Origin of the sequence: Halosegnis sp., assembly GCF_042216475.1 — an archaeon.
Lineage (GTDB): Archaea > Halobacteriota > Halobacteria > Halobacteriales > Haloarculaceae > Halosegnis.
Window position 1 is genome coordinate 18,774 of the sequence record NZ_JBDGTV010000005.1, and the last position, 20,380, is coordinate 39,153.

Annotated in this window: 22 protein-coding genes, 1 tRNA gene and 1 pseudogene; 7 read left to right on the plus strand and 17 right to left on the minus strand. The window is 67.1% G+C overall.

What is annotated here, in order from left to right; translation table 11 throughout:
* Positions 1-12: 12 nt before the first annotated feature.
* The 3 genes from ABEJ63_RS02370 to ABEJ63_RS02380 all read right to left on the minus strand — a co-directional run bounded on the left by ABEJ63_RS02370 (position 13) and on the right by ABEJ63_RS02380 (position 2,212).
* Entirely contained in the window at positions 13-210 is a 198-nt protein-coding gene (locus ABEJ63_RS02370; RefSeq protein ID WP_375794744.1) for a hypothetical protein, read from the minus strand.
* Between the two features lie 565 nt (positions 211-775).
* On the minus strand, positions 776-979 hold the full coding sequence (locus ABEJ63_RS02375; RefSeq protein WP_375794745.1) for a hypothetical protein: 204 nt from the start codon (positions 977-979) through the stop codon (positions 776-778).
* 99 nt (positions 980-1,078) lie between these two features.
* Positions 1,079-2,212 carry an ABC transporter substrate-binding protein gene (locus tag ABEJ63_RS02380; RefSeq protein ID WP_375794746.1) on the minus strand — a complete coding sequence of 378 codons (1,134 nt, stop codon included), beginning with the start codon at positions 2,210-2,212 and terminating at the stop codon, positions 1,079-1,081.
* A gap of 178 nt (positions 2,213-2,390) precedes the next feature.
* On the opposite strand from ABEJ63_RS02380, the gene ABEJ63_RS02385 reads away from it, so the two are divergent.
* Positions 2,391-3,263: an SDR family NAD(P)-dependent oxidoreductase gene (locus ABEJ63_RS02385; protein ID WP_375794747.1), complete on the plus strand. Its 873-nt coding sequence runs from the start codon at positions 2,391-2,393 to the stop codon at positions 3,261-3,263.
* A 211-nt stretch (positions 3,264-3,474) separates the two neighbouring features.
* Here the strand turns inward: ABEJ63_RS02385 and ABEJ63_RS02390 are convergent, their stop codons facing one another.
* The 3 genes from ABEJ63_RS02390 to ABEJ63_RS02400 form a co-directional block, all read right to left on the minus strand.
* Positions 3,475-4,989 carry a hypothetical protein gene (locus ABEJ63_RS02390; protein WP_375794748.1) on the minus strand — a complete coding sequence of 505 codons (1,515 nt, stop codon included), beginning with the start codon at positions 4,987-4,989 and terminating at the stop codon, positions 3,475-3,477.
* 157 nt (positions 4,990-5,146) lie between these two features.
* Positions 5,147-6,067, minus strand: coding sequence for a phosphotransferase family protein (locus ABEJ63_RS02395; protein WP_375794749.1), 921 nt, complete (start codon positions 6,065-6,067; stop codon positions 5,147-5,149).
* Positions 6,068-6,154: 87 nt separating this feature from the next.
* Positions 6,155-6,817, minus strand: coding sequence for an HAD family hydrolase (locus ABEJ63_RS02400; RefSeq protein WP_375794750.1), 663 nt, complete (start codon positions 6,815-6,817; stop codon positions 6,155-6,157).
* Between the two features lie 85 nt (positions 6,818-6,902).
* On the opposite strand from ABEJ63_RS02400, the gene ABEJ63_RS02405 reads away from it, so the two are divergent.
* The 3 genes from ABEJ63_RS02405 (at position 6,903) to ABEJ63_RS02415 (ending at position 10,755) form a co-directional block, all read left to right on the plus strand.
* Positions 6,903-7,985 carry a squalene/phytoene synthase family protein gene (locus tag ABEJ63_RS02405; protein ID WP_375794751.1) on the plus strand — a complete coding sequence of 361 codons (1,083 nt, stop codon included), beginning with the start codon at positions 6,903-6,905 and terminating at the stop codon, positions 7,983-7,985.
* Between the two features lie 391 nt (positions 7,986-8,376).
* Positions 8,377-9,606: an RNA-guided endonuclease InsQ/TnpB family protein gene (locus ABEJ63_RS02410; protein WP_375794752.1), complete on the plus strand. Its 1,230-nt coding sequence runs from the start codon at positions 8,377-8,379 to the stop codon at positions 9,604-9,606.
* Between the two features lie 105 nt (positions 9,607-9,711).
* Positions 9,712-10,755, plus strand: coding sequence for an NAD(P)/FAD-dependent oxidoreductase (locus tag ABEJ63_RS02415; protein ID WP_375794753.1), 1,044 nt, complete (start codon positions 9,712-9,714; stop codon positions 10,753-10,755).
* Positions 10,756-10,844: 89 nt separating this feature from the next.
* On the opposite strand, the gene ABEJ63_RS02420 is transcribed toward ABEJ63_RS02415, so the two are convergent.
* The 3 genes from ABEJ63_RS02420 to ABEJ63_RS02430 all read right to left on the minus strand — a co-directional run bounded on the left by ABEJ63_RS02420 (position 10,845) and on the right by ABEJ63_RS02430 (position 11,876).
* Positions 10,845-10,918: transfer RNA gene (locus ABEJ63_RS02420), tRNA-Lys, on the minus strand.
* Between the two features lie 47 nt (positions 10,919-10,965).
* A complete protein-coding gene (locus tag ABEJ63_RS02425) occupies positions 10,966-11,643 on the minus strand; it encodes a hypothetical protein (protein ID WP_375794754.1) in 678 nt (225 codons plus the stop codon).
* A 71-nt stretch (positions 11,644-11,714) separates the two neighbouring features.
* Entirely contained in the window at positions 11,715-11,876 is a 162-nt protein-coding gene (locus ABEJ63_RS02430) for a hypothetical protein (protein ID WP_375794755.1), read from the minus strand.
* 266 nt (positions 11,877-12,142) lie between these two features.
* Here ABEJ63_RS02430 and ABEJ63_RS02435 point away from each other — a divergent pair, with 266 nt between their 5' ends.
* The 3 genes from ABEJ63_RS02435 (at position 12,143) to ABEJ63_RS02445 (ending at position 14,688) form a co-directional block, all read left to right on the plus strand.
* Complete coding sequence (locus ABEJ63_RS02435) at positions 12,143-12,478, plus strand: hypothetical protein (RefSeq protein ID WP_375794756.1); 336 nt, start codon at positions 12,143-12,145, stop codon at positions 12,476-12,478.
* A 104-nt stretch (positions 12,479-12,582) separates the two neighbouring features.
* The gene (locus ABEJ63_RS02440; RefSeq protein ID WP_375794757.1) at positions 12,583-14,355 is read left to right on the plus strand and encodes a nitrite/sulfite reductase; all 1,773 of its coding nucleotides are present in this window, start codon (positions 12,583-12,585) and stop codon (positions 14,353-14,355) included.
* A gap of 51 nt (positions 14,356-14,406) precedes the next feature.
* Positions 14,407-14,688 carry a DUF6360 family protein gene (locus ABEJ63_RS02445; RefSeq protein ID WP_375794758.1) on the plus strand — a complete coding sequence of 94 codons (282 nt, stop codon included), beginning with the start codon at positions 14,407-14,409 and terminating at the stop codon, positions 14,686-14,688.
* A gap of 73 nt (positions 14,689-14,761) precedes the next feature.
* On the opposite strand, the gene ABEJ63_RS02450 is transcribed toward ABEJ63_RS02445, so the two are convergent.
* From ABEJ63_RS02450 to ABEJ63_RS02485, 8 genes and pseudogenes are all read right to left on the minus strand, one after another.
* Complete coding sequence (locus tag ABEJ63_RS02450) at positions 14,762-15,172, minus strand: hypothetical protein (RefSeq protein WP_375794759.1); 411 nt, start codon at positions 15,170-15,172, stop codon at positions 14,762-14,764.
* 41 nt (positions 15,173-15,213) lie between these two features.
* Positions 15,214-15,783, minus strand: coding sequence for a 5' nucleotidase, NT5C type (locus ABEJ63_RS02455; RefSeq protein WP_375794760.1), 570 nt, complete (start codon positions 15,781-15,783; stop codon positions 15,214-15,216).
* Between the two features lie 88 nt (positions 15,784-15,871).
* Positions 15,872-17,107: an MBL fold metallo-hydrolase gene (locus ABEJ63_RS02460; protein WP_375794761.1), complete on the minus strand. Its 1,236-nt coding sequence runs from the start codon at positions 17,105-17,107 to the stop codon at positions 15,872-15,874.
* 85 nt (positions 17,108-17,192) lie between these two features.
* Positions 17,193-17,924: an SDR family NAD(P)-dependent oxidoreductase gene (locus ABEJ63_RS02465; protein ID WP_375794762.1), complete on the minus strand. Its 732-nt coding sequence runs from the start codon at positions 17,922-17,924 to the stop codon at positions 17,193-17,195.
* A 129-nt stretch (positions 17,925-18,053) separates the two neighbouring features.
* A complete protein-coding gene (locus ABEJ63_RS02470; protein ID WP_375794763.1) occupies positions 18,054-18,326 on the minus strand; it encodes a hypothetical protein in 273 nt (90 codons plus the stop codon).
* Positions 18,327-18,454: 128 nt separating this feature from the next.
* Positions 18,455-19,075, minus strand: coding sequence for a 30S ribosomal protein S7 (locus ABEJ63_RS02475; RefSeq protein ID WP_375794764.1), 621 nt, complete (start codon positions 19,073-19,075; stop codon positions 18,455-18,457).
* Positions 19,072-19,500: a 30S ribosomal protein S12 gene (locus ABEJ63_RS02480; RefSeq protein ID WP_375794765.1), complete on the minus strand. Its 429-nt coding sequence runs from the start codon at positions 19,498-19,500 to the stop codon at positions 19,072-19,074. The genes ABEJ63_RS02475 and ABEJ63_RS02480 overlap by 4 nt, the downstream gene beginning before the upstream one ends.
* A 453-nt stretch (positions 19,501-19,953) precedes the next feature.
* Positions 19,954-20,379: pseudogene (locus tag ABEJ63_RS02485) on the minus strand (NusA-like transcription termination signal-binding factor); the annotation flags it as partial.
* Position 20,380: the final 1 nt, after the last annotated feature.

A 20,380-nucleotide genomic window follows, 5' to 3' on the forward strand; every position in this document is an offset into this window, starting at 1 on the left:
GTTTAGGTTCCCCTAATCCGTCAAAAGCCGTTCGGTTCGGCCTCTCGCGTCGCTGCTCGGGGCCGGGTCGCAGCGGACGACGAGATCGTGATCGGCGACCGCAGGGTCGTAGCCGCGGAGCCGGGCGCGGTAGCGGGCCGCGAGCCGGGCGGCTGTCACCGCAGCCCGACGGGTCGGGAAGCGCAGCCCGTCGACCGGCACCGGCCGCACGCCGGCAGCCTGACACACGACATAAAAATCGCCGCCCGCGGCGGCCAGGTTCCGGATTCGGCGGCGGAGCGCCGGGAGCGTGGGAGCGTCGTTGACCTCCTCCCGCGGCTGAAGCCGTGGGATTCCTCTCGCGGTGGGCAATCCCGCTTGATTGCCGACCCGGAGGCAAATTTCCCCCTGAGCGGGGTACTCCGGTTTGCGGGTTCCGCTTCGGCCCGTCTTGCAGGGGTTTGGTGTGCTTGCCCGTTGCCGGGGTATCCGCTCACGGCAGGGCGTCTCGTGGTGCCACGAGAGCGTCCCTCTTCCGTCGTGTTCTCTCGGGGAGCCGCGGGCCGAGCCATCGGCCCCACCACCGGTATGATGGTGAACAAGTCGCGGGGCGGGCTCGCTTTTTGATGACGGTGACACCCATCCAACACCACGTTTCCCCGACTTGCCTTCCTACATTCTACTACGTTCAGCGAGTAAAATGTAGGGATTGCAGTCGAGTGTAGTGCGGTGGTTTGGTGCACCGTGCTGTCGCTCACACCCACCCCTGAAGGGGTGGGCTTCCGCTCGCAACGTGTCACCGCCAAACCTCGACCGGGTTGCCGGCGCTGATGAAGACGCGCCCCTCGTCGCCGAGAGCGAGCCGGCCGTCTTCGCGGTGGACCGTCCACGCCGGGAGTGTCGGGACATCGTACGCCTCGGACCGGCGGTAGCAGGCGGCGATGGCCCACCGCCGAGCGCGCATGCCGCCGCCTGTGTCGGCGGTCGTCGGGTCGCTCATCGGGCACCACCTCGCAGTCGGTCGGTCGCGCGCTCGGCCGGTTCGCGCATGTCTTTAGGCGTGCCTAAAAATACGAAGGCGTTTCGGTTTTTGGCCGGCCTAAACATATCCCGTGACGATGCCGGCGAGCTCGTCGCGGTCGAACAGCTCTCCGGAGTAGGTGTCCGGGAAGTACGCGGTCGCGTACCGTTCGACGAGGAACAGGTGATGGAGCGGGCCGGAGTAGATAGGGCCCCCGCGGAACACCTGGTCGTTCTGGACGGCGGTGAGCCGGCTGGCTGTGTCGTGGTCCTTCATGAACGAGAGGACGGTGTTCTCGAATTCTGCGCGCGTCTGCGTCTCGTGGCCGCGCAGCAGGATGGAGTCAGGGTCGACCTCGAGCATCGTCTCGTAGTCGATCTGTCCACGCTCGGTGGTGGAGAGCCCGGAAATCCCGGTGCCCGCGAGGGCGTCCGTGATGCCGAGGTCGCGGAACTGTTTTTTGTTGATTCCCTTGTCGGTGAGCCGGTAGGGGAAGAACGACTCCGGCTCGTTGCCGGCGGCGAAACACAGCAGCGCGTTCGGCCGGCTGTCGGCCGGTGGCAGGTCCGTCTGAATCCGAGTGATGTACTCGTCGTGGAACGACTTCAGCGCCTCGTACCGCTCGGTCTCCTGGAACACCTGCGCCACCTTCTCGAGGGCGCCGTACATGGTGTAGTAGCGGTAGTCGTGCCACGTATCAGTCCGCCGGAAGATGGTGTTGCCGGTGAACGGTGCTACTGAGTCGGTAATCTGCTGGACGTCCGACTCGTCGAGCCCGAAAAACGCGTTGTTGGTGAGCCACCGTGGGTCGATCATGTGGAGGTCGCTGTCCAGCTCGAGGAAGACCTCGCGGTCGATGCCGTTGTCACCGACCAGGGCCGTCATCGATGATTTGTCGACGCTTACGCCGTCGAGTTCGTCGTAGTGGTCCGTGTGGTATCGCGACGGGAGGCCGACACTGTTGGTCGTGTCGCCGTGCCCGAGCGCGACAGCCATGTCCGCGTAGTCAGGGAAGTACTGGGCGACCGACTCCGGCACCGATTCGACGGTCACCTCGCCGACGGGCGCCATCTCGACCGTATAGCTAGTGTCTTCGGTGGCCGTCCTCGTGTTCGTGGCTGTCTCGGTTGCCGTCTCTGTGCCCTCGTTGCAGCCGGCCAGCAGCGCTGCCCCTGCCGCTGCCGTGCCTGTGATGAAGTCGCGTCGTCGCATACACCCCGCCTCTCGTTTTGGTCTACCTAAACCCGTCGATTTTTCGGCAGGCCTAAATTCTCGTCGCCAACGCCGGGCTGGCGCTCGATTGTGCCTCCACCGACACGCTGCCTGCGCGATGGTGGGGCGCTGACACGTTTCGCCGGTGCTATACGCCTCCCCGGTCGTACGGGAGAGTATGGCAGACATGACCGTCGAGGAGGCGTTGGCGAAGTATGGCCCGAGCAAGATCACCCGGAAAGACATCCTCACGCTTGACGACCCGGGCTACACGCCCGACAACGTCGCTATCGTGACGGGTGCAGCCAGCGGGATTGGGCGGGCGACGGCACTGTGTCTTGCCGGCAACGGGCTCACGGTAGCCGGCGTCGACGTCGACGAGGCGGGACTCGAAGCGGTGCAGGACCGGGCGGCCGAGCTGGACCTGCCGGGCAGCATTGAGCCGGTCACCGCCGACCTGCGGTCGGAGGCAGACATCGAGGCGGCCGTGGAGACGGCCGCCGACCTGGGCGAGGTGCGCTATCTCGCGAATATCGCCGGCCTCCAGACCATCGCCCCCATCGCGGAGTTCCCCACGGAAAAGTACGACCTGATGCACGATGTGATGCAGCGGGCGCCGCTGCTGTTGACGAAGGCCGCCTGGCCTCACTTCGAGGCCGCCGGCGCGGGCGTCGTCGGCAACATGTGCTCGGTCCACGGCCACATCGTCACCAAGGAGAAGGTGGCGTACAATACGGTGAAGTTCGGGCTCCGCGGGCTGACACAGTCCATCGCGGCAGAGGGCGGCGGCTCGATTCGCGGCTTCTCCGTCTCGACGGGCTATGTGAAGACGGAGTTGGTCGCCAAGCAACTCCCGGACTCGGCCGACTCGCGCGGGCTTACCGTCGACGAGACGGTCCAGCAGGTGATGCTCGGACACACTCGCGTGAAGGAGATGATGGAGCCGTACGAGGTTGGGAACCTGTTCGTGCAGGGCTTCTCTGAGCACGCGAGCCACCTCAACGGCGGCGACATGACCCACGAGGGCGGGATGAGTCTCACCTACGAGTGACCTTCACCCACCGCTTGAAGCGGTCGGAGTCCCCGGTGGAGAGATAACTATCCTCCCCGAGTTCGCTCGGGGGCAACCGCCCCGCTCGCTCGGCGAGCGTGGGCCCTCCACCTCGATGTCGATAACACCCTCCCGAGCGTAACCCACTGGGAGCCACGACCGCAGGCGGGGCGATTGTCTGGACGCCCGGCCCGAATGCGCCCGACCGTCGCTACCCGTCGGTCAGCCAGTCGGCGAAACATCCCTCGATGAGGGTGTCCGACTGCGCGGCGATGTACTCCGTCTGCATCCCCCAGACGGCCTCTTCGAAGGAGGCGCCCGCCTCGTAGCGGTCGCGCACCCGCTCGCGCTTCCAGGAGGCGGGCGTGATGCCGCGGTCGATGCGCTCGCGGAGCGGCCGGAGATAGCGGTTGGCGTCTTCGGGGGTGACGCCACGTCCCTCGAGACCATCGCGGGCGTACTCCAGCAGTTCCGAGTAGAGTACGTCGTGGTCGGTGGTTTCGTCGCCATCGGCGGTGATCCACCGCAGTTCCGCCTCGAGGCCGTCGTTAGCGGCCGCGTAGAAGTTCTCCTCGGCCGTCTCCCACGACTGGCTGCAGACAGGGTGTTCGAGCCGGGGGAGCGACTCCATCAACCCCGCGAACGCCGCGAGGAAGGCGACGGAATCGCGGACGGTTGGCTGGCCGCCGATTGGGCGGAACTCGATGCGGGCGTTCGCACTGTTGCGCGAGGCCCCCTCGATGACCGGCCGCACCCACCGCCAGTAGGAGCCGTGCTTGTGGCGGTAGTGGGTGAAGCGGTCGTCGAACCGGCCCGTGGGCTCCTCCTGTAGTTCGGGAACGACGGTGGTATCGGCGGCGACCCGGTCGACCGCCTCCTCGACGTCTGTAAAGTCGCGAGGGAACCGCACCTTTGGGTCGCCCTCCGGGTTGAGCACCGACTCGAACACGTAGATGCGCGACTCCGCAGGCGAGTCGGCCAGGACCGTCGCCGGATCATCGACGTAGAGGTCCGGGGGGAACAGCGGCGAGTTGACCCCGAGCGCGAGCAGCGGCCCGGCGACCCGCAGCGCGTACCGGAAGTACGTCGGGAGGTCGTCGGCCTGCGGCACCTGGTAGTGGGGCTGGATGGAGGTGATGAGACTCTCTGGCATCACCGTGTCGGCATCGAGTTCGACACCCGGGGCGTCCAGCGCCATGTCGGCACTGAACTCGGTGTTGGCCATCGCTTGATAGCGGACGGTGCTGCTCATATTCGTTGCCAGCCGGACGCCGTTTTCTTCGATACTGTCGGCGAGATACGACCCAGCTGTCTCGCCGACCGGCGGGCGGGCCCACATCGCATCGGAGACGAGCCGTAGCCCCTCGGCGACGGCCACCTTTTGGGCGGCCGCCAGCCGCGCCTGGACCTCCGCCTCCTGCGCCCGGAGGCCGTAGCCCGACAGCGGCTGGGGCGATGTCTGCATCTCGGCGTTGTGGAGCCCAAGTTCCTTCTCGAAGCCGACGTACTCCAACAGCCGGCGTGGAACCCGCGCCAGAGCGTCCGTCTCGGCGTCGACAGCATAGAACTCGTACTCCAAGCCGACTACCCCCTGCGGATTGTCGAAGGTTCCCGCCGAGAGCTCCTGTTTGAGCTCCGCTACCTCGCGCTCGACGCGGTCGGCGAACGCCTCTGCGTCCGTCTCAAGTATCTCTCGGACGCGCGCCGCGAGCTCCGAGCCTGCCATACAGGGCCGGACGGGCGCGGCCTGTTAAACACCGCGGGTCGGATCGACGACCCCACCCTCCTTCGCTCGGTCTGAGAGCCTCGCTCGTTGCGGGTGGGGCCTCCGTCTCACAAGTAGGTGACATCTGTCCACGCCTGAACGGGCGAGCAGCCGCTCGCTACATATCGAGCAGCGACCGCAGTCGTTCGCAATGGAACGCGACGGCTGTCTCGCCGGTCTGCTCTGGGTAGCCCGGCCGCGTCACTACCCCGTCAGCGTCGACGGCCGACCGCACGACGGCGACCAGCCGGTCTGTCCGCGAGGGGTCGGGCCACGGCCGCACGTCGCGGTAGCCCGCGCGGAACGCCGCCCGCAGCGGGGCTGGCTCCTCGACGTACCAGTCACAGACGAGATATTCCGTCTTCGCGGCCGACAGCGCCGCAGGCGCGGCCAGCGGCTCTCCCCAATCGAGTACCGCCGTCACGCCGTTCTCGTACAGTGCGTTGCCCGGGCGGAGGTCCCACGGGAACAGCACCGCCGTCGCGGTCGCCGGCGGCGACGCCGCGGCTGCAATCGGCTCTCGGAGGGCTGCAAGTGGCGTCGGCAGCGCATCGAGCCCGTCCCGCAGATACGACTCGTACCACGCCGACACGTCGGTGTCGGGGGCGACGAGCTGCCCGTCTGCCAACGACAACCGGCCGTGGCCGGCGAAGTCGAACGTCTCGTGACAGGCCGCCAGCCAGCCACCGAACGCCCGGGCGACCGCGCGCTGCTCAGCGGCAGCCAGCCCCGTGAACCGCTCGTGGAGGTCCGTCCCCGGCGCTCGCTCGACAACAAGATAGCCGAAGCTGTCGAGGGTACCGACGGCCAGCACGCCCGGGACGGGGACAGAGGTCCGCTGTCGGACCGCCCGGGCCAGCGCTGCCTCGACCCGAAGCGGTTCGGGACGCTCCGATAGCTGGACGACGACTCCGCCGGCGCCATCCTCGACGAGATAGGTTCGTTTCGTGTTGCCGCGGCGTGCGGGTTCGATCCGGTTGGGCGTCCGGTCGGGACACGCCCGGGCGAGCACGCGCCTGACCGTCGCCGCGTCAGCCATACGGTCCCTACAGGTGGCCGCGACAAGGAGCCGGCGGTTCGCCCGCGGGCCGCGCCGGGAGACGACCCGAAGCACTCGCCTCGCTCATCAGAAGACGGCTGCCAGGTCGTCCACACGGCCGAGCGTGTGAGTCGGCGCATGCTCGCCGGGGGAGCCGTCGCCGAGCCACGCGACCGGGAGCCCGGCCCGGGTCGCGCCGGCCACGTCGTGCTCGAGCGAGTTGCCGACGTACAGCGTCTGGGCAGCAGGCGTTCCGAGCGCCGCGAGCACGCGCTCGAACGGGGCGGGCGCGGGCTTGCGCCGGTCCATGTCGCCGGCGTAGACGACGGTATCGAACGCCTCGAGCAGGCCGAGTGCGGCCAGCTTCGTCGACTGGCGCTCCTCCGGTCCGTTGGTGAGTAGCCCGACGGGGCCGTTCGCGCGGGCGGCTGCCAGTGCCGTCTCCGCGCCAGGTAACAGCGAGACGGCCGTCCAGTCGAGCCGAGCCCGGAAGGCGTCGGTCCATGCCTGGGCGTCGAGCGTGCGATCGCGCGCGGCTGCAAGCCGGGTGATCGCATCCGCGAGCTGGGCAGCCTCGGTGTCGTAGTCGGTGATGGGCTCCATCGTGGCCCACAGGTCCGCCGGCGTGCCGACTGGCTCGCAGTCGATAGCCCGGAAAGCGTCGTAGAAGACCGCCTCGACGTCCTGGTCGTGTTGACAGAGTGTCCCGTCGAGATCGAAGACAGTTGCGGCGTACCGGCTCACAGCCATACGAGGGGCCGCGCCGATAGGAGCGTTTCGCCCGCCGGCCACACTGCCACGGGGCTTTTGTACCAGCGCCCGGTGATACCGGATAATGAGTGACGCGCCCGGTGAGCATCCGTCGTTAGCGGGGGCCGTCGCCGCCTCCGACGCCGACCGGGCGTGGACGTTCGAGGCGGTCCATTCCGTCTCGCGGACGTTCACGCTAACCATCGAGCTGTTGGAGCCGCCCGTCGACGCATGGGTCTGCACCGGCTATCTGCTGTGTCGCATCGCCGATACCGTCGAGGACGACCCATCGATACCGCCCCGCGAGCGCGCTCGCATCCTCGAGCTATACGACGACGTGCTCGCGCCCGATTCGGAGACGACCGTGGCGGACTTTCTCGCGGCCGTCGAGCCGTACCAGCCCGAGGACGGTGGTGCCGACTGGGCCGTCGTCGCGGATACGGAGCGGGTGTTCCGCGTGTTCGCCTCGTTCGATCCGACGGTACAGGACGCGATGCGGGCGGTCGTCCGCGAGATGGCGACCGGGATGGCCGACTTCCTCCGCGAACACGCCGACAGCGGCGGGCTCCGACTCCGGACAGTCGAAGAGCTGGAGGAGTACTGCTGGTACGTCGCCGGCACCGTCGGGAAGCTGCTGTCGAACCTGTTTCGGGTCTACGGGGCCGAAGAGACCGACCCCGAGGACGCGCGTCAGTTTGCGCTGCTGCTCCAGTTGGTCAACATCGCGAAGGACGTCCGCGACGACTACCAGACAGAGAACAACGTCTACCTGCCGGGCGACTGGCTCGCCGAGGAGGGACTCGACCACGAGGCGGTCGACGACCCCAGCGCCGTCGAGGGCGTCGCCAGCGTCGTCCGCCGGGTGGTCGACCGCGCGGCCGGCTACGCTGACGGCGCTCGCCGGTATCTGCGCACGCTTCCCGAGGAGGAGGTGGGAATCCTTCCTGGGATGGCGATGCCGTACTTGCTGGCGCTGGCGACCATCCGCGAACTCGACGATCGCGCCCGCGAGGCCGTTACTCACGTCGATACCGTGAAGATGAGCCGCGAAGAGGTGGAGGCGCTGTACGCAGAGATGGCCGCCGGCCCCAGCCAGGAAGATGTCGACCGGCTGGCCGCGGCCGTCCGGGAGGCGCCCTACCAGCCGGCCGCCAGCGCTGACGACTGAGCTGGCGGCACACCTGTCGAGCCAGCGGGCCGTCAGCGCCGCGTCGGCTGTGGGCCGTGGCGCGGCTGGAGCGGAATCCGCCGTCGGTCAGTGTCGTCGGTGCGAATCGTGTCGGTGCCTGCGGTGGGTGTCGATTGTGTCATCATCGGTGTGGGTAGGTGGTAGTCGAGCGCGGTACGACGGGATTACAGGCGGTGGACCGGCGGTACCATACCCACCCCGAGGCACCAATCCATCATAAATGTTCATAGAGTTTGCGAGGCGGATACCCCGACCCTTGAGCTCGGGGAGGAAGCCGACAACCGATGACACAAACCACGCACGATGGCAAGACCGACTCCACCACGCTCGGACAAATACTTTCAAGTATCTCTAAGAATACTTATGAAGTATGGAGGTCGTCCGCAACATCCAGCTAAAGCTCAACGTTCCCGAGGACGCTCACAGCGTTCTCGATGAGACGTTCGAGCAATTCCGTCAAGCGGCCCAACACGTCGCTGACGCTGGATGGGACGACGACCCCACGCAGATCGAGGTTACGAAGAACACGCTCCACGAACAAACCTACACAGCGGTTCGGGAGCAAACCAGTCTGCAAGCAAGTCTCGTCCAATCCGCCCGCAACCTCGCCGCAGACGCACTCGGCAACTGCAAAGACCGCATCCTCGACGACGGCAAGAAAGCCAGCAAACCCGAGTTTCGAGGCAGTGTCGTCGTGTACAATGGTCGAACTATCACGTACAACGACGACCACGTGACCCTCGCCACGGTTGGCGACCGTGTGACAGCCGAGTTCGTCACGCCCGACGACGAATCAGGGACACCGTTTGCGGAGTATTGGACGCCAGAGTGGGAACGCACGGAAGCCACGATCCACAAGCGTGACGGCACGTACTACCTCCACGTCGCAGTCGAGAAAGACGTCGAAGATGCTGATTCTGGCGACGATTCGACCGGGAACGGAGTGGTTCTCGGCGTCGATTTGAACGTGGACGGATACCTCGCCGTCACCAGCACGGGAGCATTCCTTGGAAACGCAGACTACCTCAACCACCGCCGCGACGAGTATGAGCGTCGGCGCGGCAACCTCCAACAGACAGGCACTCGCTCCGCACACCTCACCATCAAAAGCATCGGGTCACGGTTCGCTCGGTGGAGTGCGGACTACCTCCACCGCGTCTCGAAGGCCATCGTTCAGGAGGCCGTGGAGAACGACTGTACGGCGATTGCGTTCGAGAACCTGACGCATATCCGCGAGCGCATCTCGAACGCCTCGAAGTTCCAGCAGTGGGCGTTCCGCGAACTCCAACGCCACGTCGAATACAAGGCAGAAGAGTACGGTATCGACGTGGACGACGTGGCCCCGGCGTACACGAGTCAGCGGTGTAGTCACGGCGAGTGTGGCTTCACCCACGAGGACAACCGCGATGGTGACGAGTTCGAGTGCCTGAAGTGTGGAAAAGAACTCCACGCGGATTACAACGCCGCTCGGAATATCGGGTGGCGGCTTGTCCAGCACTGGCTCACGTCTGGTGCTGGACGGGCCACCAGTCAACTGGCCCTCAAGTCAGGGACACTGAACGCGAACGGCGATTATACGCCTTCCGAGTTGCTCGGATAGAGCGGGAGTCCACTGACAAGCCTCGGGGCTTGACCCCGAGGCGGTTGACGTATATTGTCTCGCCGGTGCAATCGGGTTCATGTGGCCGGCACCCGTACCATGAGTGTGACCGATATCGGAGTAATCGGCGCGGGTGCGGGTGCCGCCGCGGCGACGCACGTCATCGACGGTGCGCTTCCCGAGGCAGACGTGACTGTCCTGGAGAAGTCGGGGGGTGTCTGCGGGCGAGCCGCGACGCGCCGGCGTGCAGACGGCCGCTACGTCTACGACTACGGGGCGAACTACGTGAAGTCCGACGACGAGCGGGTGGTGGAGCTGCTCACGGAGACGCTCGACGACGAGGGCCTGGTCGACGCAACGGCGCCAGTCTACGTGTTCGACGAGACAGGGACCGTCTCCGAGGGCCGGGACGCCGACGACCACAAGTGGAGTTACCGGCAGGGGCTCACACAGATCGCAAAGCGGCTGTTCGCCGGCACGGACGCGACGATTCACAGGCGCACGCGCGTCGAGACGATCCGTCGAACGGGTGACACTTGGGCGCTGGTCGACACCGACGGCACCGAGTACGGCCCGTTCGACCGGCTCGTCTGTAATCCGCCGGCGCCACAGACGGCCGATCTGCTCCGGGCGGCCGACTGGGACGCCGAGGCGCGGACGACACTCGCGGCCGCCGCCGAGGCGGTCGACTACCGGAGCATCTGGACGGCCGTGCTCGGCTATCCGTTCCGGCTCGACCGCCCCTACTACGGGCTCGTCAACGTCGACAAGGCTCACGATCTTGGCTGGTTGTCCCGCGAGGAGTGCAAGTCGGGACACGTCCCCGATGGGGAGTCGGTGCTGGTCGCACAGGCGAACCACGAGTGGTCCGTCGCCAACTACGATGCCGACCCTGCGACGAACGTCGCGACACTTGCGGCCCACGCCGCCGAGATCGTCGGCGACGACCGCCTGGCCGACCCGGCGTGGACCGACCACCAGGGGTGGCGGTACGCGCTTCCGGAGAGTGGTGTCGACGCCGGCCCGGTCGATTCGGCGGCCGAGCACGGCCTCTACGTGGTTGGCGACTGGGTGGCCGGTGAGGCACGGCTCCACGCCGCGCTCCGCAACGGACTGGAGGGTGGCGAGCGGCTTGTTCACGGAGTGTGAGTAGCCGCCTCGACGCAACCGTGAGTCGGGGATACAGCTGGAGGACGTAAAGGTGTGCCTGCTTGGCGCATGCCGGGCGGCGAGAGAGACGGGCCGAGTGGGAGTTGAACCCACGACCGTCCGGTTAAAAGCCGGACGCTCTGCCAGGCTGAGCTATCGGCCCTGATTCTATGTAGCGGTATGCGCCGGTAAACAGTTTCGATGCAGTTCTCACTCGTCGAGATACGCCGCCAGCGCCTCCGTGATCACCGTCTCCGGGTCGTCGTCCCGAAGAGCAGCCTGTCGTCTGAGTCGGCGGTACGTGTCGGTCGGCAGAGACACCTCGAGGCGGCCGAGTTCGACATCGACCTCTGCGAGGGCCGTCTCGACGCTTGTCCCCTCGTTGACCCGTGAGGCGGCGGCCCGAACCTCCCGAACGGTGAGCCCGTGGTCGAGCACGGCCCACGCCAAGAGGAATCGCGCCTCGCCGGCGACACGTGCGATATGTTTGGCGGCCGTCGGCGGGATACGTCCGAGAGCGACGTAGCGGCGGACCGACCGCGGCAGGTCGTGGACACGGGCCCACTTGCGGATGAACGAGATAGACGCCTCGCCGCCGGCCCGCTTGGCGGCTGCCTTGTACGAGCCCTCGCCGCGCACGAGCGCGGCACACGCGGCCGCCCCTCGGAGCATATAGACGTTATCGGTGCCGCCAGCGGTATTCTCTGCGAACCGGCGGACGACGTCAGCCGCCTCCGCGAGACTCGCTGCGTTCGATGGGTCGAAGCGGGCGGCGTCCTCGCCGGCGACATCCCGACGGATGACAGGCTCGCCGATGGGTGACTCGCGGCTGGCTGACTCCGACGGCTGAGCGGCGTCAGGCTCGGGCCGATCCTCTCCGGATGGCATTCGGTCACACGTACGCCGCCAGGTGACAAAAAGCCGCCGTCGTCGGGTGAACGGTGCGCGAGGGCGCCGGGTCAGTCGTCTTCGGCGACAGCGTCCTCCCGCTCGCTGGTGTGCTCCCAGATTTCCGTGCAGCCACAGCCGTCCTCAACGTCGTCGAGGTGGCTCGTGTCCACGTCGGCGTACCGGTCGTCTCTGCTCTCCTCGGCCGTCTCTTCCGTCTCCTCGTCGCTCATGGCCTCACCTCGACGGGGATTGTCGGCGCCGCAGCGCTGGCTATGGTACTCATCGATTACGTGGAAGAGCCGTACCCTCATAAATACGGCCCCCAGCGTAAACGCTACCCTTGCTGCCGGATGCCGGCCGCGCTTGCCCGTTCCCGTGACGGCCTCGTCGGGGGCTGTCCGAGTGCTGTCGGGCGGTTTAACCACATAGGACCGTCACCACGGTTGACGACACCGGGGAGCGTCGGGCTTACGTCGCTCGGCCGGCTTGCTCGGGTGTGGTCACCTCGATTCACCAGCTCGACGACGGGGCGTGGGTGAGCGTCAACGATAGCCGGGAGGTAAACGTCTCGGACCTGTGGCGGCTCGCGCGGAGCGATTTCTGTGGCTGTGAGCTGGCGGACTTCCTCGCCGAGGGGTTCGTCGAGGTGAGTGTCGCGGCGGGCCGCGTGGAGGCGCGGGTCGCCGGCCAGTGTATCGCCTGCGGTGAGAACGGTGTCACCGACTGGCTAGAGCTTGGCCGCGCGGACCCCGAGACGGGCGAATTCCGGGCTGTCGTCCCAGACAGCGTCCATATCCCGGGCCGGCGCCGCCGGCTCGCGACCCCCGAGTGAGCTGGCCCGTCGCATATAGCGGCAACTGATGCCGATACGCAGGAGTCGGGGGGACGCTTGACGCGGTTGGGGTACCTATACGACTGGAGCACATGTAGAGAGATATGCCGAGCAAAGTCGAGGGATGGAAGAGCGAGGCCTACGGCAACGAGGTCCGCGAGCACATCCTCGAGTTCGCCGAGGAGGGCTGGGATGCCATCCCCGAGGACGAACACGACGCGTGGTTCGAGCGGTTTAAATGGTGGGGGCTGTACCACCAGCGGAAGGGGCAGGAGAGTTACTTCATGATGCGCATCGGGACGCCCAACGGTGTCCTCGAGCCGGGCCAGCTGGAGGTCGTGGCCGATGTCGCCGACGAGTACGCGCGCGGCCCGGTCGACAATCCCGAGTTCGGGGCCGCAGTGTGTGACTGGACGACCCGCCAGTCGATCCAGCTCCACTGGATCAAGCTCGAGGATATCCCAGAGATCTGGGAGCAGCTGGAGGCCGCCGGGCTGTCGACCCAGCAGGCGTGTGGCGACTCCTGGCGCAACATCGTCGGCTGTCCGGTCGCCGGCAAGGACAAACACGAGTTCATCGACGCGTGGCCCGTCGCGGAGGACCTCCACAACACGTTCAAAGGCGACGAGGAGCACACCAATCTGCCCCGCAAGTGGAAGGTGTCTGTCACCGGCTGCAGTGAGGGATGCGGCCAAGGCGATATCAACGACCTCGCGTTCGAGCCGGCGGTCAAGGAGATCGACGGCGAGGAGGTGAAGGGATTCAATGTGCGCGTCGGCGGCGGGCTCGCCCGCAAGGAGGCCCGGTTCGCCCGCTCGATCGACGTGTTCTGTACGCCCGACGAGGTGAACGACGTCGCGGGCGGCTGTTCGGCGCTGTTCCGCGAGTACGGTGACCGCGAGGACCGGTTCAACGCCCGTATCAAGTTCCTCATCGACGAGTGGGGGACCGAGCGGTTCCGGCGTGTGCTTCAGGAGGAGTTCGTCGACTTCGAGCTCCGCTCGGCCGGCGAAGACCTCCGTGACCAGTACACGTACAACGCCGGCGACGGCACCCACGGCGACCACGTTGGTGTCCACGAGCAGCCCGACGGCAACTACTATGTCGGGTTGAGCGTGCTGGTTGGCCGGATGGGCGCCGACGACGCCCGCGAACTCGCCGAACTCGCCGACGAGTACGGCTCCGGCGAGGTCCGTATCACGCAGCGACAGAACCTCATCGTCACGGACATCGACGCCGACCGGCTCGACGCATTCCTCGAGGAGCCGCTGCTGGAGACGTACTCGCCGGATCCCCATCCGTTCATGCGCGGCTCCATCGCCTGTACTGGCACCGAGTACTGCTCGCTGTCGATTGTGGAGACCAAGAACCGGCAGGTGCGGTACGCCCGCTGGCTCAAGGAGAACGTCGAGGTACCCAGCGGCGTCGACGACTTCCACATCCACCTGTCCGGCTGTACGGCCTCGTGTGCGCAGCCGCAGATCGCAGATATCTCGCTGCGCGGCATGAAGACCCGCAAGGACGGCGAGCCCGTCGAGGCGTTCGACATCGGGCTGGGCGGTGGGCTCGGCGAGCACCCGCAGTTTGCCGACTGGGTCGAGATGCGCGTGCCCGCCGACGAGGTGCCCGGCTACATCGAGAATCTGCTTGCCGTCTACGAGACCGAGCGTGCGGACGACGAGAGCTTCCGCGAGTTCATCGCCCGCCACGAAGAGGACGAGCTGACCGGGCTCGCGGAGCCGGCAGAGACCAGCTACGAGGACCCATACATGCACAACACGAAGATGACGTGGTACCCGTACGCCGACGACGACGATATGAGCGCGTCACCGGCGCCGACGAACAGGCAGGGCGAGCCGCTCACCTCCGACGACTGATCGCGGGGCGGCGCCCGTCACGCTTAGGCCGCGAGCGGCCCTCGGTCGCGTATGGCCGACCGCATCATGCGCGTGAACGCGTACACGACGCTCGATCTTGTCGACGCAGAGGCAGAGGGCCACGGCTTCGACGAGGAGGCGTACGCGACGGTGAACGTCACGTCTCCCCGTACCGACCCCGACCACGTCGAGTTCGCGCTCGAACTCGACAACACAGCCCTCGACACGTTAGAGGCCCACGCCGACCGACTTCGCCTCTCGCCGGCCCAGGCGCGCGAGCTGGCGGCAGCCCTCGAGGAGGAAGCCGACGCTGTCGAGGCTGCCGACGAATAGGGACCGAGCGGTTGAACGACCTGGGGAGACGTCCTGAGGCACTCGCCGTGCTTCGCCACGAATACAGCGGCAGCTATCGCTCGGCTCGGCGGCGCCACCGTTGCTGTTGTGCCCGCTCGGTGACGTGGTCGGCGCCGTCAGCCAGCCGGTCGCGGACCGTCTGTTCGAAGCCGACCACCTCCGCGAGGAAGCCTGTCTCGAAGGCCTCCACCAGCTCGTAGGTCCAGCGGTCCTCGACCACACCCGCGGGCAACAGCTCGTCGCGCAGCCGGTCAGCGAAGCCGTCGTGGCCTGCCGCCCGGAGCCGGTCGCGGGCGTCTGCGAACCGATCCATCGCATGGCCGACCTGGTGGTGGAAGGCGAGCAGGTGGCCGTATCCGCGGTGGATGTGTTCGACGCCGAGCCGGAGGTCGTGGAGCGCTGCGGCCTCCGCATCGGTCAGGTCCGGTTCCTCGTCTCGGCGTGTCTGTCCATCAGTGCCCATGAGTCGTGCTACCACATCCAGCCGTATGAGCCTGACTCCGCTCAGACGCCAAACAGGTCGCGAATCTCCGCCCAGCTCTCGGCACTTGGGGCTGGCTGGCAGGCCGCGGGATTCGAGTATGGCTGGCGGACGAGCACGCCAGCCTTCCCGGCCGCGAGCGCGTCCGCGATGTTTCCATGGTAGTCGTCGAGCAGGACGTCGCCGTCGAGCGCTCCTTTGTTGGCGGGGACATCCCGGAGGAACCGGTCGTAGACGATTCCGTTGGCCTCGAGCCACCGCTCGGAGACATCGTGGGTTGTGGGGAGCCGGTGGGTGGCGATGTGTATCCCGTAGCCAGCCGCCGACAGCGCGGCCAGTCCCTCGACGGCTCCCGGTATCGGGGCCAGCGAGCCGAGAAACCACTCCGGTCGCTCGCGCATCAGTTCGTCGATAACCTCGCCGATATGCGCATACGGGGCTGGGTCGGGGACAGGCCAGGACCACGCGTCAATCTGGTCGGGGGTGACCTCGAGCCCGTACTCGGCCGCGAGATACGCACAGACGCGGGGCAACTGGTCGGCGACGGTACCGTCGAGGTCGACCAGCAGCGTGGCGCCTGGCCCGGGAAGCATACCCGAGGTGGGTGGGCCGAGCGTATCGGCGCTTCGGTCTCGCCCGGCAAAGCGGGGCGAGTGGCGCGGGCCGTGCCCTCGAGGGAGGTCACACCTCCAGACCCGTGCCGATGGCGGGGGCCGTCGCGTCGAGGCCGTCGGCGCGGAGTTCGGCTGCAAACGCCTCACAGCGGTCGCCGTGGGTAACGAGTACGCGCGCGTCGTCGTACGCGTCGAGGAACGACCGAAGGCCCGCGCGGTCGGCGTGGGCCGACAGATCGAAGAACGACCGCCGGGCAGCCACAGGGGTTCGCCGGCCATCGAGCTCGGCGCTGCCTGTCTCGAGCAGGTCCCGACCGGGTGTTCCCTCGACCTGGTAGCCAGAGAAGGCGACGAGATTGGTCGGATCGTCGGCTATCGCAGGGACGTACGTCATCGCCGGGCCGCCGGTGAGCATCCCACTCGTGGTGACGATGACGGTATTCTCGGCGGCGATACGGCGTCGCTGGCCGTCGCGGCCGGTCACCGTCCGGGCGTTCGAGCGGGCCCCTCGCAGGGCGTCGGCGTCGCGGACGAACGCCGGATACTCGACGAGCGTGTCGAGCACCTCGACACCCATCCCGTCGACGTAGACATCGATGTCGTGAGCGCGGCAGACGAGTAGCACCTCCTGTGTGCGCCCGATGGCGAACGCAGGGACGACGGCCGTCCCGCCCCGGACAGTGGTCTCGCGCAGTGCCTCGACGAACCGTCGTTCCACCTGTTCGCGAGGGTCGTGGTGAACATCCGAGTACGTCGACTCGCAGACGACGACATCCGCCTGGGGGCGGGCAGTCGAGCCTGCGACGATGCGCTGGTCGTCGGTGTGGAAGTCGCCCGTGTACAGCAGGCGGGTGTCGCCGTCGTCCACGAGCACGTGCGCGCTTCCGGGGATGTGGCCGGCGTCGTAGAGGGTCACCTCGTAGCGGCCCTCACAGACGGTGAACGGCTCCCGGTAGCCGTGCTCGACGGACACCTCGCCGAGTCGCCGTACCTCGTTGTCCGCAAAGGGACACTGTGGGGTGTGGCCGTGGAGTTTCAGCGTGTCACGGGCTAGCAGGCGGGCGAAGTCGTGGGTCGGCGGCGTCCAGTGAACCGGCGGTGGCGTCGGCCCCGACAACAGCGCAGGGACGCCGCCGACGTGGTCGAGATGGCCATGCGAGATGACGACCGCCGACGGGGCACAGTCCAGCGGCCACGCCGGGGGGTCGGTTGGCTTCGCACCGTAATCGATGAGGAGTTCGTCATCGATCAGCAGGGCACTTCGGCCGACCTCGCGGGCCCCGCCGAGGAACTCGGCGTGCATGGCCGAGGTACGGTCGGGGTCGGGTAAGCCTCGTCGGTTATAGTTCGCCACGGTAACTGCCCACAGCGTTCACCGTGAGAGGAGCTCAGGCCTCGGGAAGCCGACCACCGTCGATGGCGACGTTCTCGCCGGAGAGATAGCTCGCGGCGTCGCTCGCGAAAAACAGGATCGGGGCCAGAACATCCTCGAAGCTCGCAGGTCGACCCCGTGGGTAGCCATGCACGTCCGAGACCGTGTTCTCGACGGCGAACGGCGAGACGGCGTTAACGGTGATGCCGTCGTCGCTCGTATCGTACGCAAGCATCCGCGTGAACATCAACACGCCCGTCTTGGCGACAAAATACGGGAAGTTCGACGGCGGCGCGTGGATGCGGTCACAGTCGGCAAAGCCGAAGTTGATGATGCGGCCCCACTGCTGGTCGCGCATCGGCTCGAGGGCGCGTCGCGAGCAGTTGACCGTTCCGTAGAGGTTCGTCCCGAGGACGCGCTGCCAGTCGGCAAACGAGAGGGCTTCCCAGTGTCGGTCATCGAAGTCCCCGACACAGTTGACAAGCACGTCAACCGTGCCGAGCTCGGCCTCGACGGCGTCGAAGGCCGCGTCAACTGCGTCGGGGTCGGTGACATCCGCCGCGACGGTCGTCGCCGCGACGCCGTGTTCGCGGGCCTCCTCTGCGGTTGCTGTGGCGGCAGCGTCGCTGGTGTGGTAGTGGACAGCGACATCTGCGCCCTGCTCTGCCAGCCCGAGCAGCACCTCGCGCCCGACTCGGTGTGCACTCCCGGTCACAAGCGCGACGCGCCCAGAGAGATCAGGGTTCACATCGTCGTGTTCGGCCGCCGTCGTCAAGTATGGTAGCGTTGCCCGCCTCCTGGGTCGAAAGTCGCAGGCCTCCCCAAGACGAGAGTAACAGCACGAACGCCCACCGCACCCAGTCAGTAGTGGGCGAGTTTAGGCCTCTTCCCAGCGGCGCACCTGAAACCGGGCGTAGTCGCCGTGGGCGGCCTCCAGCGAGCCGAGCCACCAGTTCCAGCGGTCGGCCGGGCCGCCGTCGGGGGCGTCCGCGAGATGGTTCAGCACCGTCTCGACGGTGAGGTCGTAGCCCTCGTCGCGGCGGAAGGCGTCGCTGTCGGCGAGATCGCGAGCGCAGCGCGCGACCGCGCGCCGCTCTGCCTCACTCCCGCCGAAGCGGTCGAGTCGCTCGACCAGGTCGGCCTCGTCCATATCTGACTCTCGTGCCCGCGAGCACTTCAGTATCCGTGCCGGTCCCAAAACGGGTGGTCGTCGGCTCGCGACGTGGCGCCGACCCGACTCGACTCGACTCGACACGCGAACGTGTGACGCGGCGAGAATCAGCGGGCGGCAGCCGCGACGCGCTCTTTCTCTTCCTTCTGGTTGACCGCGTACGTCTGGACGTCGTAGTTGGCCGCGCCGAGCAGTTGGTCGGCGAGCGCCTCGGCGGCAGGCGTGGCAGTCTTGAACGATGCGCCCTGGACGCCCTCTGCGAGGAACTTCAGCGCCTGGTCGACGCGCCGCTGAGGGGCGACATCGACGGCCTTGGGGACAGAGATACCGCCGTACTTGAGCCGGACCGTCTCCTCGCGCGGGCCGGCGTTCTCGACGGCGTGGACGAGCACCTGCACCGGGTTCTCATCGGTCCGTTCGTGGACGATATCGAAGGCATCCCGCACGATACGGGTCGCCTGCTCTTTCTTGCCGGTGTTCTCATCCGTCTGCATCAGCCGGTTGATGAGTCGCTCGACGATGGAGATCTGGCTCTTTTTGAACTGCTTGTCTGCATGTCGCCCCTGCGTGTGTGCGATGGGTGTAACGGTGATGTATCGCTGGGTCGAGGGGTCGTCGTACTCGATTCCGTCGACGCTCCACTTGCCGAACAGTAGCGCAGAGACGTCACCAGTGTCGTCGCCCCCGGCCGGCGCCTCCGGTTCCGGGGCGTCTTCGTCGGCGCTCATCGGACGGGTTTCTCCGCGTTCCCGCGGACGAGTTCGATCAGTGAGACGCCGTTGACCTTCTCGACCTTGTAGTTGACCCCCGAGAGGTCACCCATCGCGCGGCCCTTCGCGCCGCCGATGCCCGCGATGGTCACCTCGTCGTGCTCGTCGATGAACGAGATGGCGCCATCGCCGGGACAGAACGCGGTGACCTGCTTGCCGTTCTTGATGAGCTGGACTCGGACGCACTTTCGGATCGCCGAGTTGGGCTGTTTTGCCTCGATACCGACCTTCTCCAGTACGATGCCGCGGCCCTGCGGGGCGCCCTCAAGCGGGTCCGACTTCTCGCCGAGCCCGCGAGCGCGCCGCGCATAATCAGAGTCGGACCACCGGTGCTTCTGGCGGTCCTTCTTGAGCTTGCGCGCGGCGTACTTGCCGTTCGCCATAGTGCTGCATAGTTCCCGACGGAGCCACTTAAGCATCCCTTTTCGCCGGTGTGAGCCGGCTCAGGCAAGCGTCACGTCGTCGAGCCCGTAGTACTCGGCGGCCAGGCGCCGCGCGAGCCGGATACGCGCACCGCCCGAGCCGATGGCCAGGCCCCGCTGGTCGTCGGGTACCTCGACATAGGCGACGCCGCTGTCGCTGACGGTGACGTTCGTCACATCCGCGGGCACGAGCGCGTTCGCTACCAGCTCGGCCGACTCACTCGCGTACGCGACGACGGCGACAGGCCACCCAAGTTTGCCCCGGAGCGCATCCGCTGCCGTCTCGACATCGCCGCGGGCGCCGGCCGGCGCGAGCACCACCACTCGGCCGTCCTCGGGGTCGAACAGCGCGTCGACCGGCTCCACCCCCGTCTCCTCGGCCACCACGTTACGGACGGAGTCCGGCTCGGGGACCAGTTCGATAGCATCCACGTCGAAGTGACGGGCAGCCAGTCGCTCTGCCATCCGGATATTGCGGCCGTTCGTGCCGATAGCCGCCCCGAAATCGGCGGCGTTCACCTCGGCGTACGCGACCCGGTCGGGCTCGTCATCCTCGTCGTCCTCGATAATGGAGACATCGTACACTGCGGCGGGCCGCAGCGCGTTCGCCACAAACGTCGCCGCGTCGTCGGCATCTTCGACGAGTTCGACCCGTGAGCCGACCCGCTCTTCTACCCGGGAGACGGTGCGGCCCTGTGGGCCGATAGCATCGGCCATATCACCGGGCGCGACGACGAAGACGACCCGATCGTCCTCGCGGACGCAGTCGCGTACCCGTGCCCCGGACTCCGTCTCGAAGAAGCCGATGAGCTGGCGGGCCTCGTCGGAGAGCCGTATCACA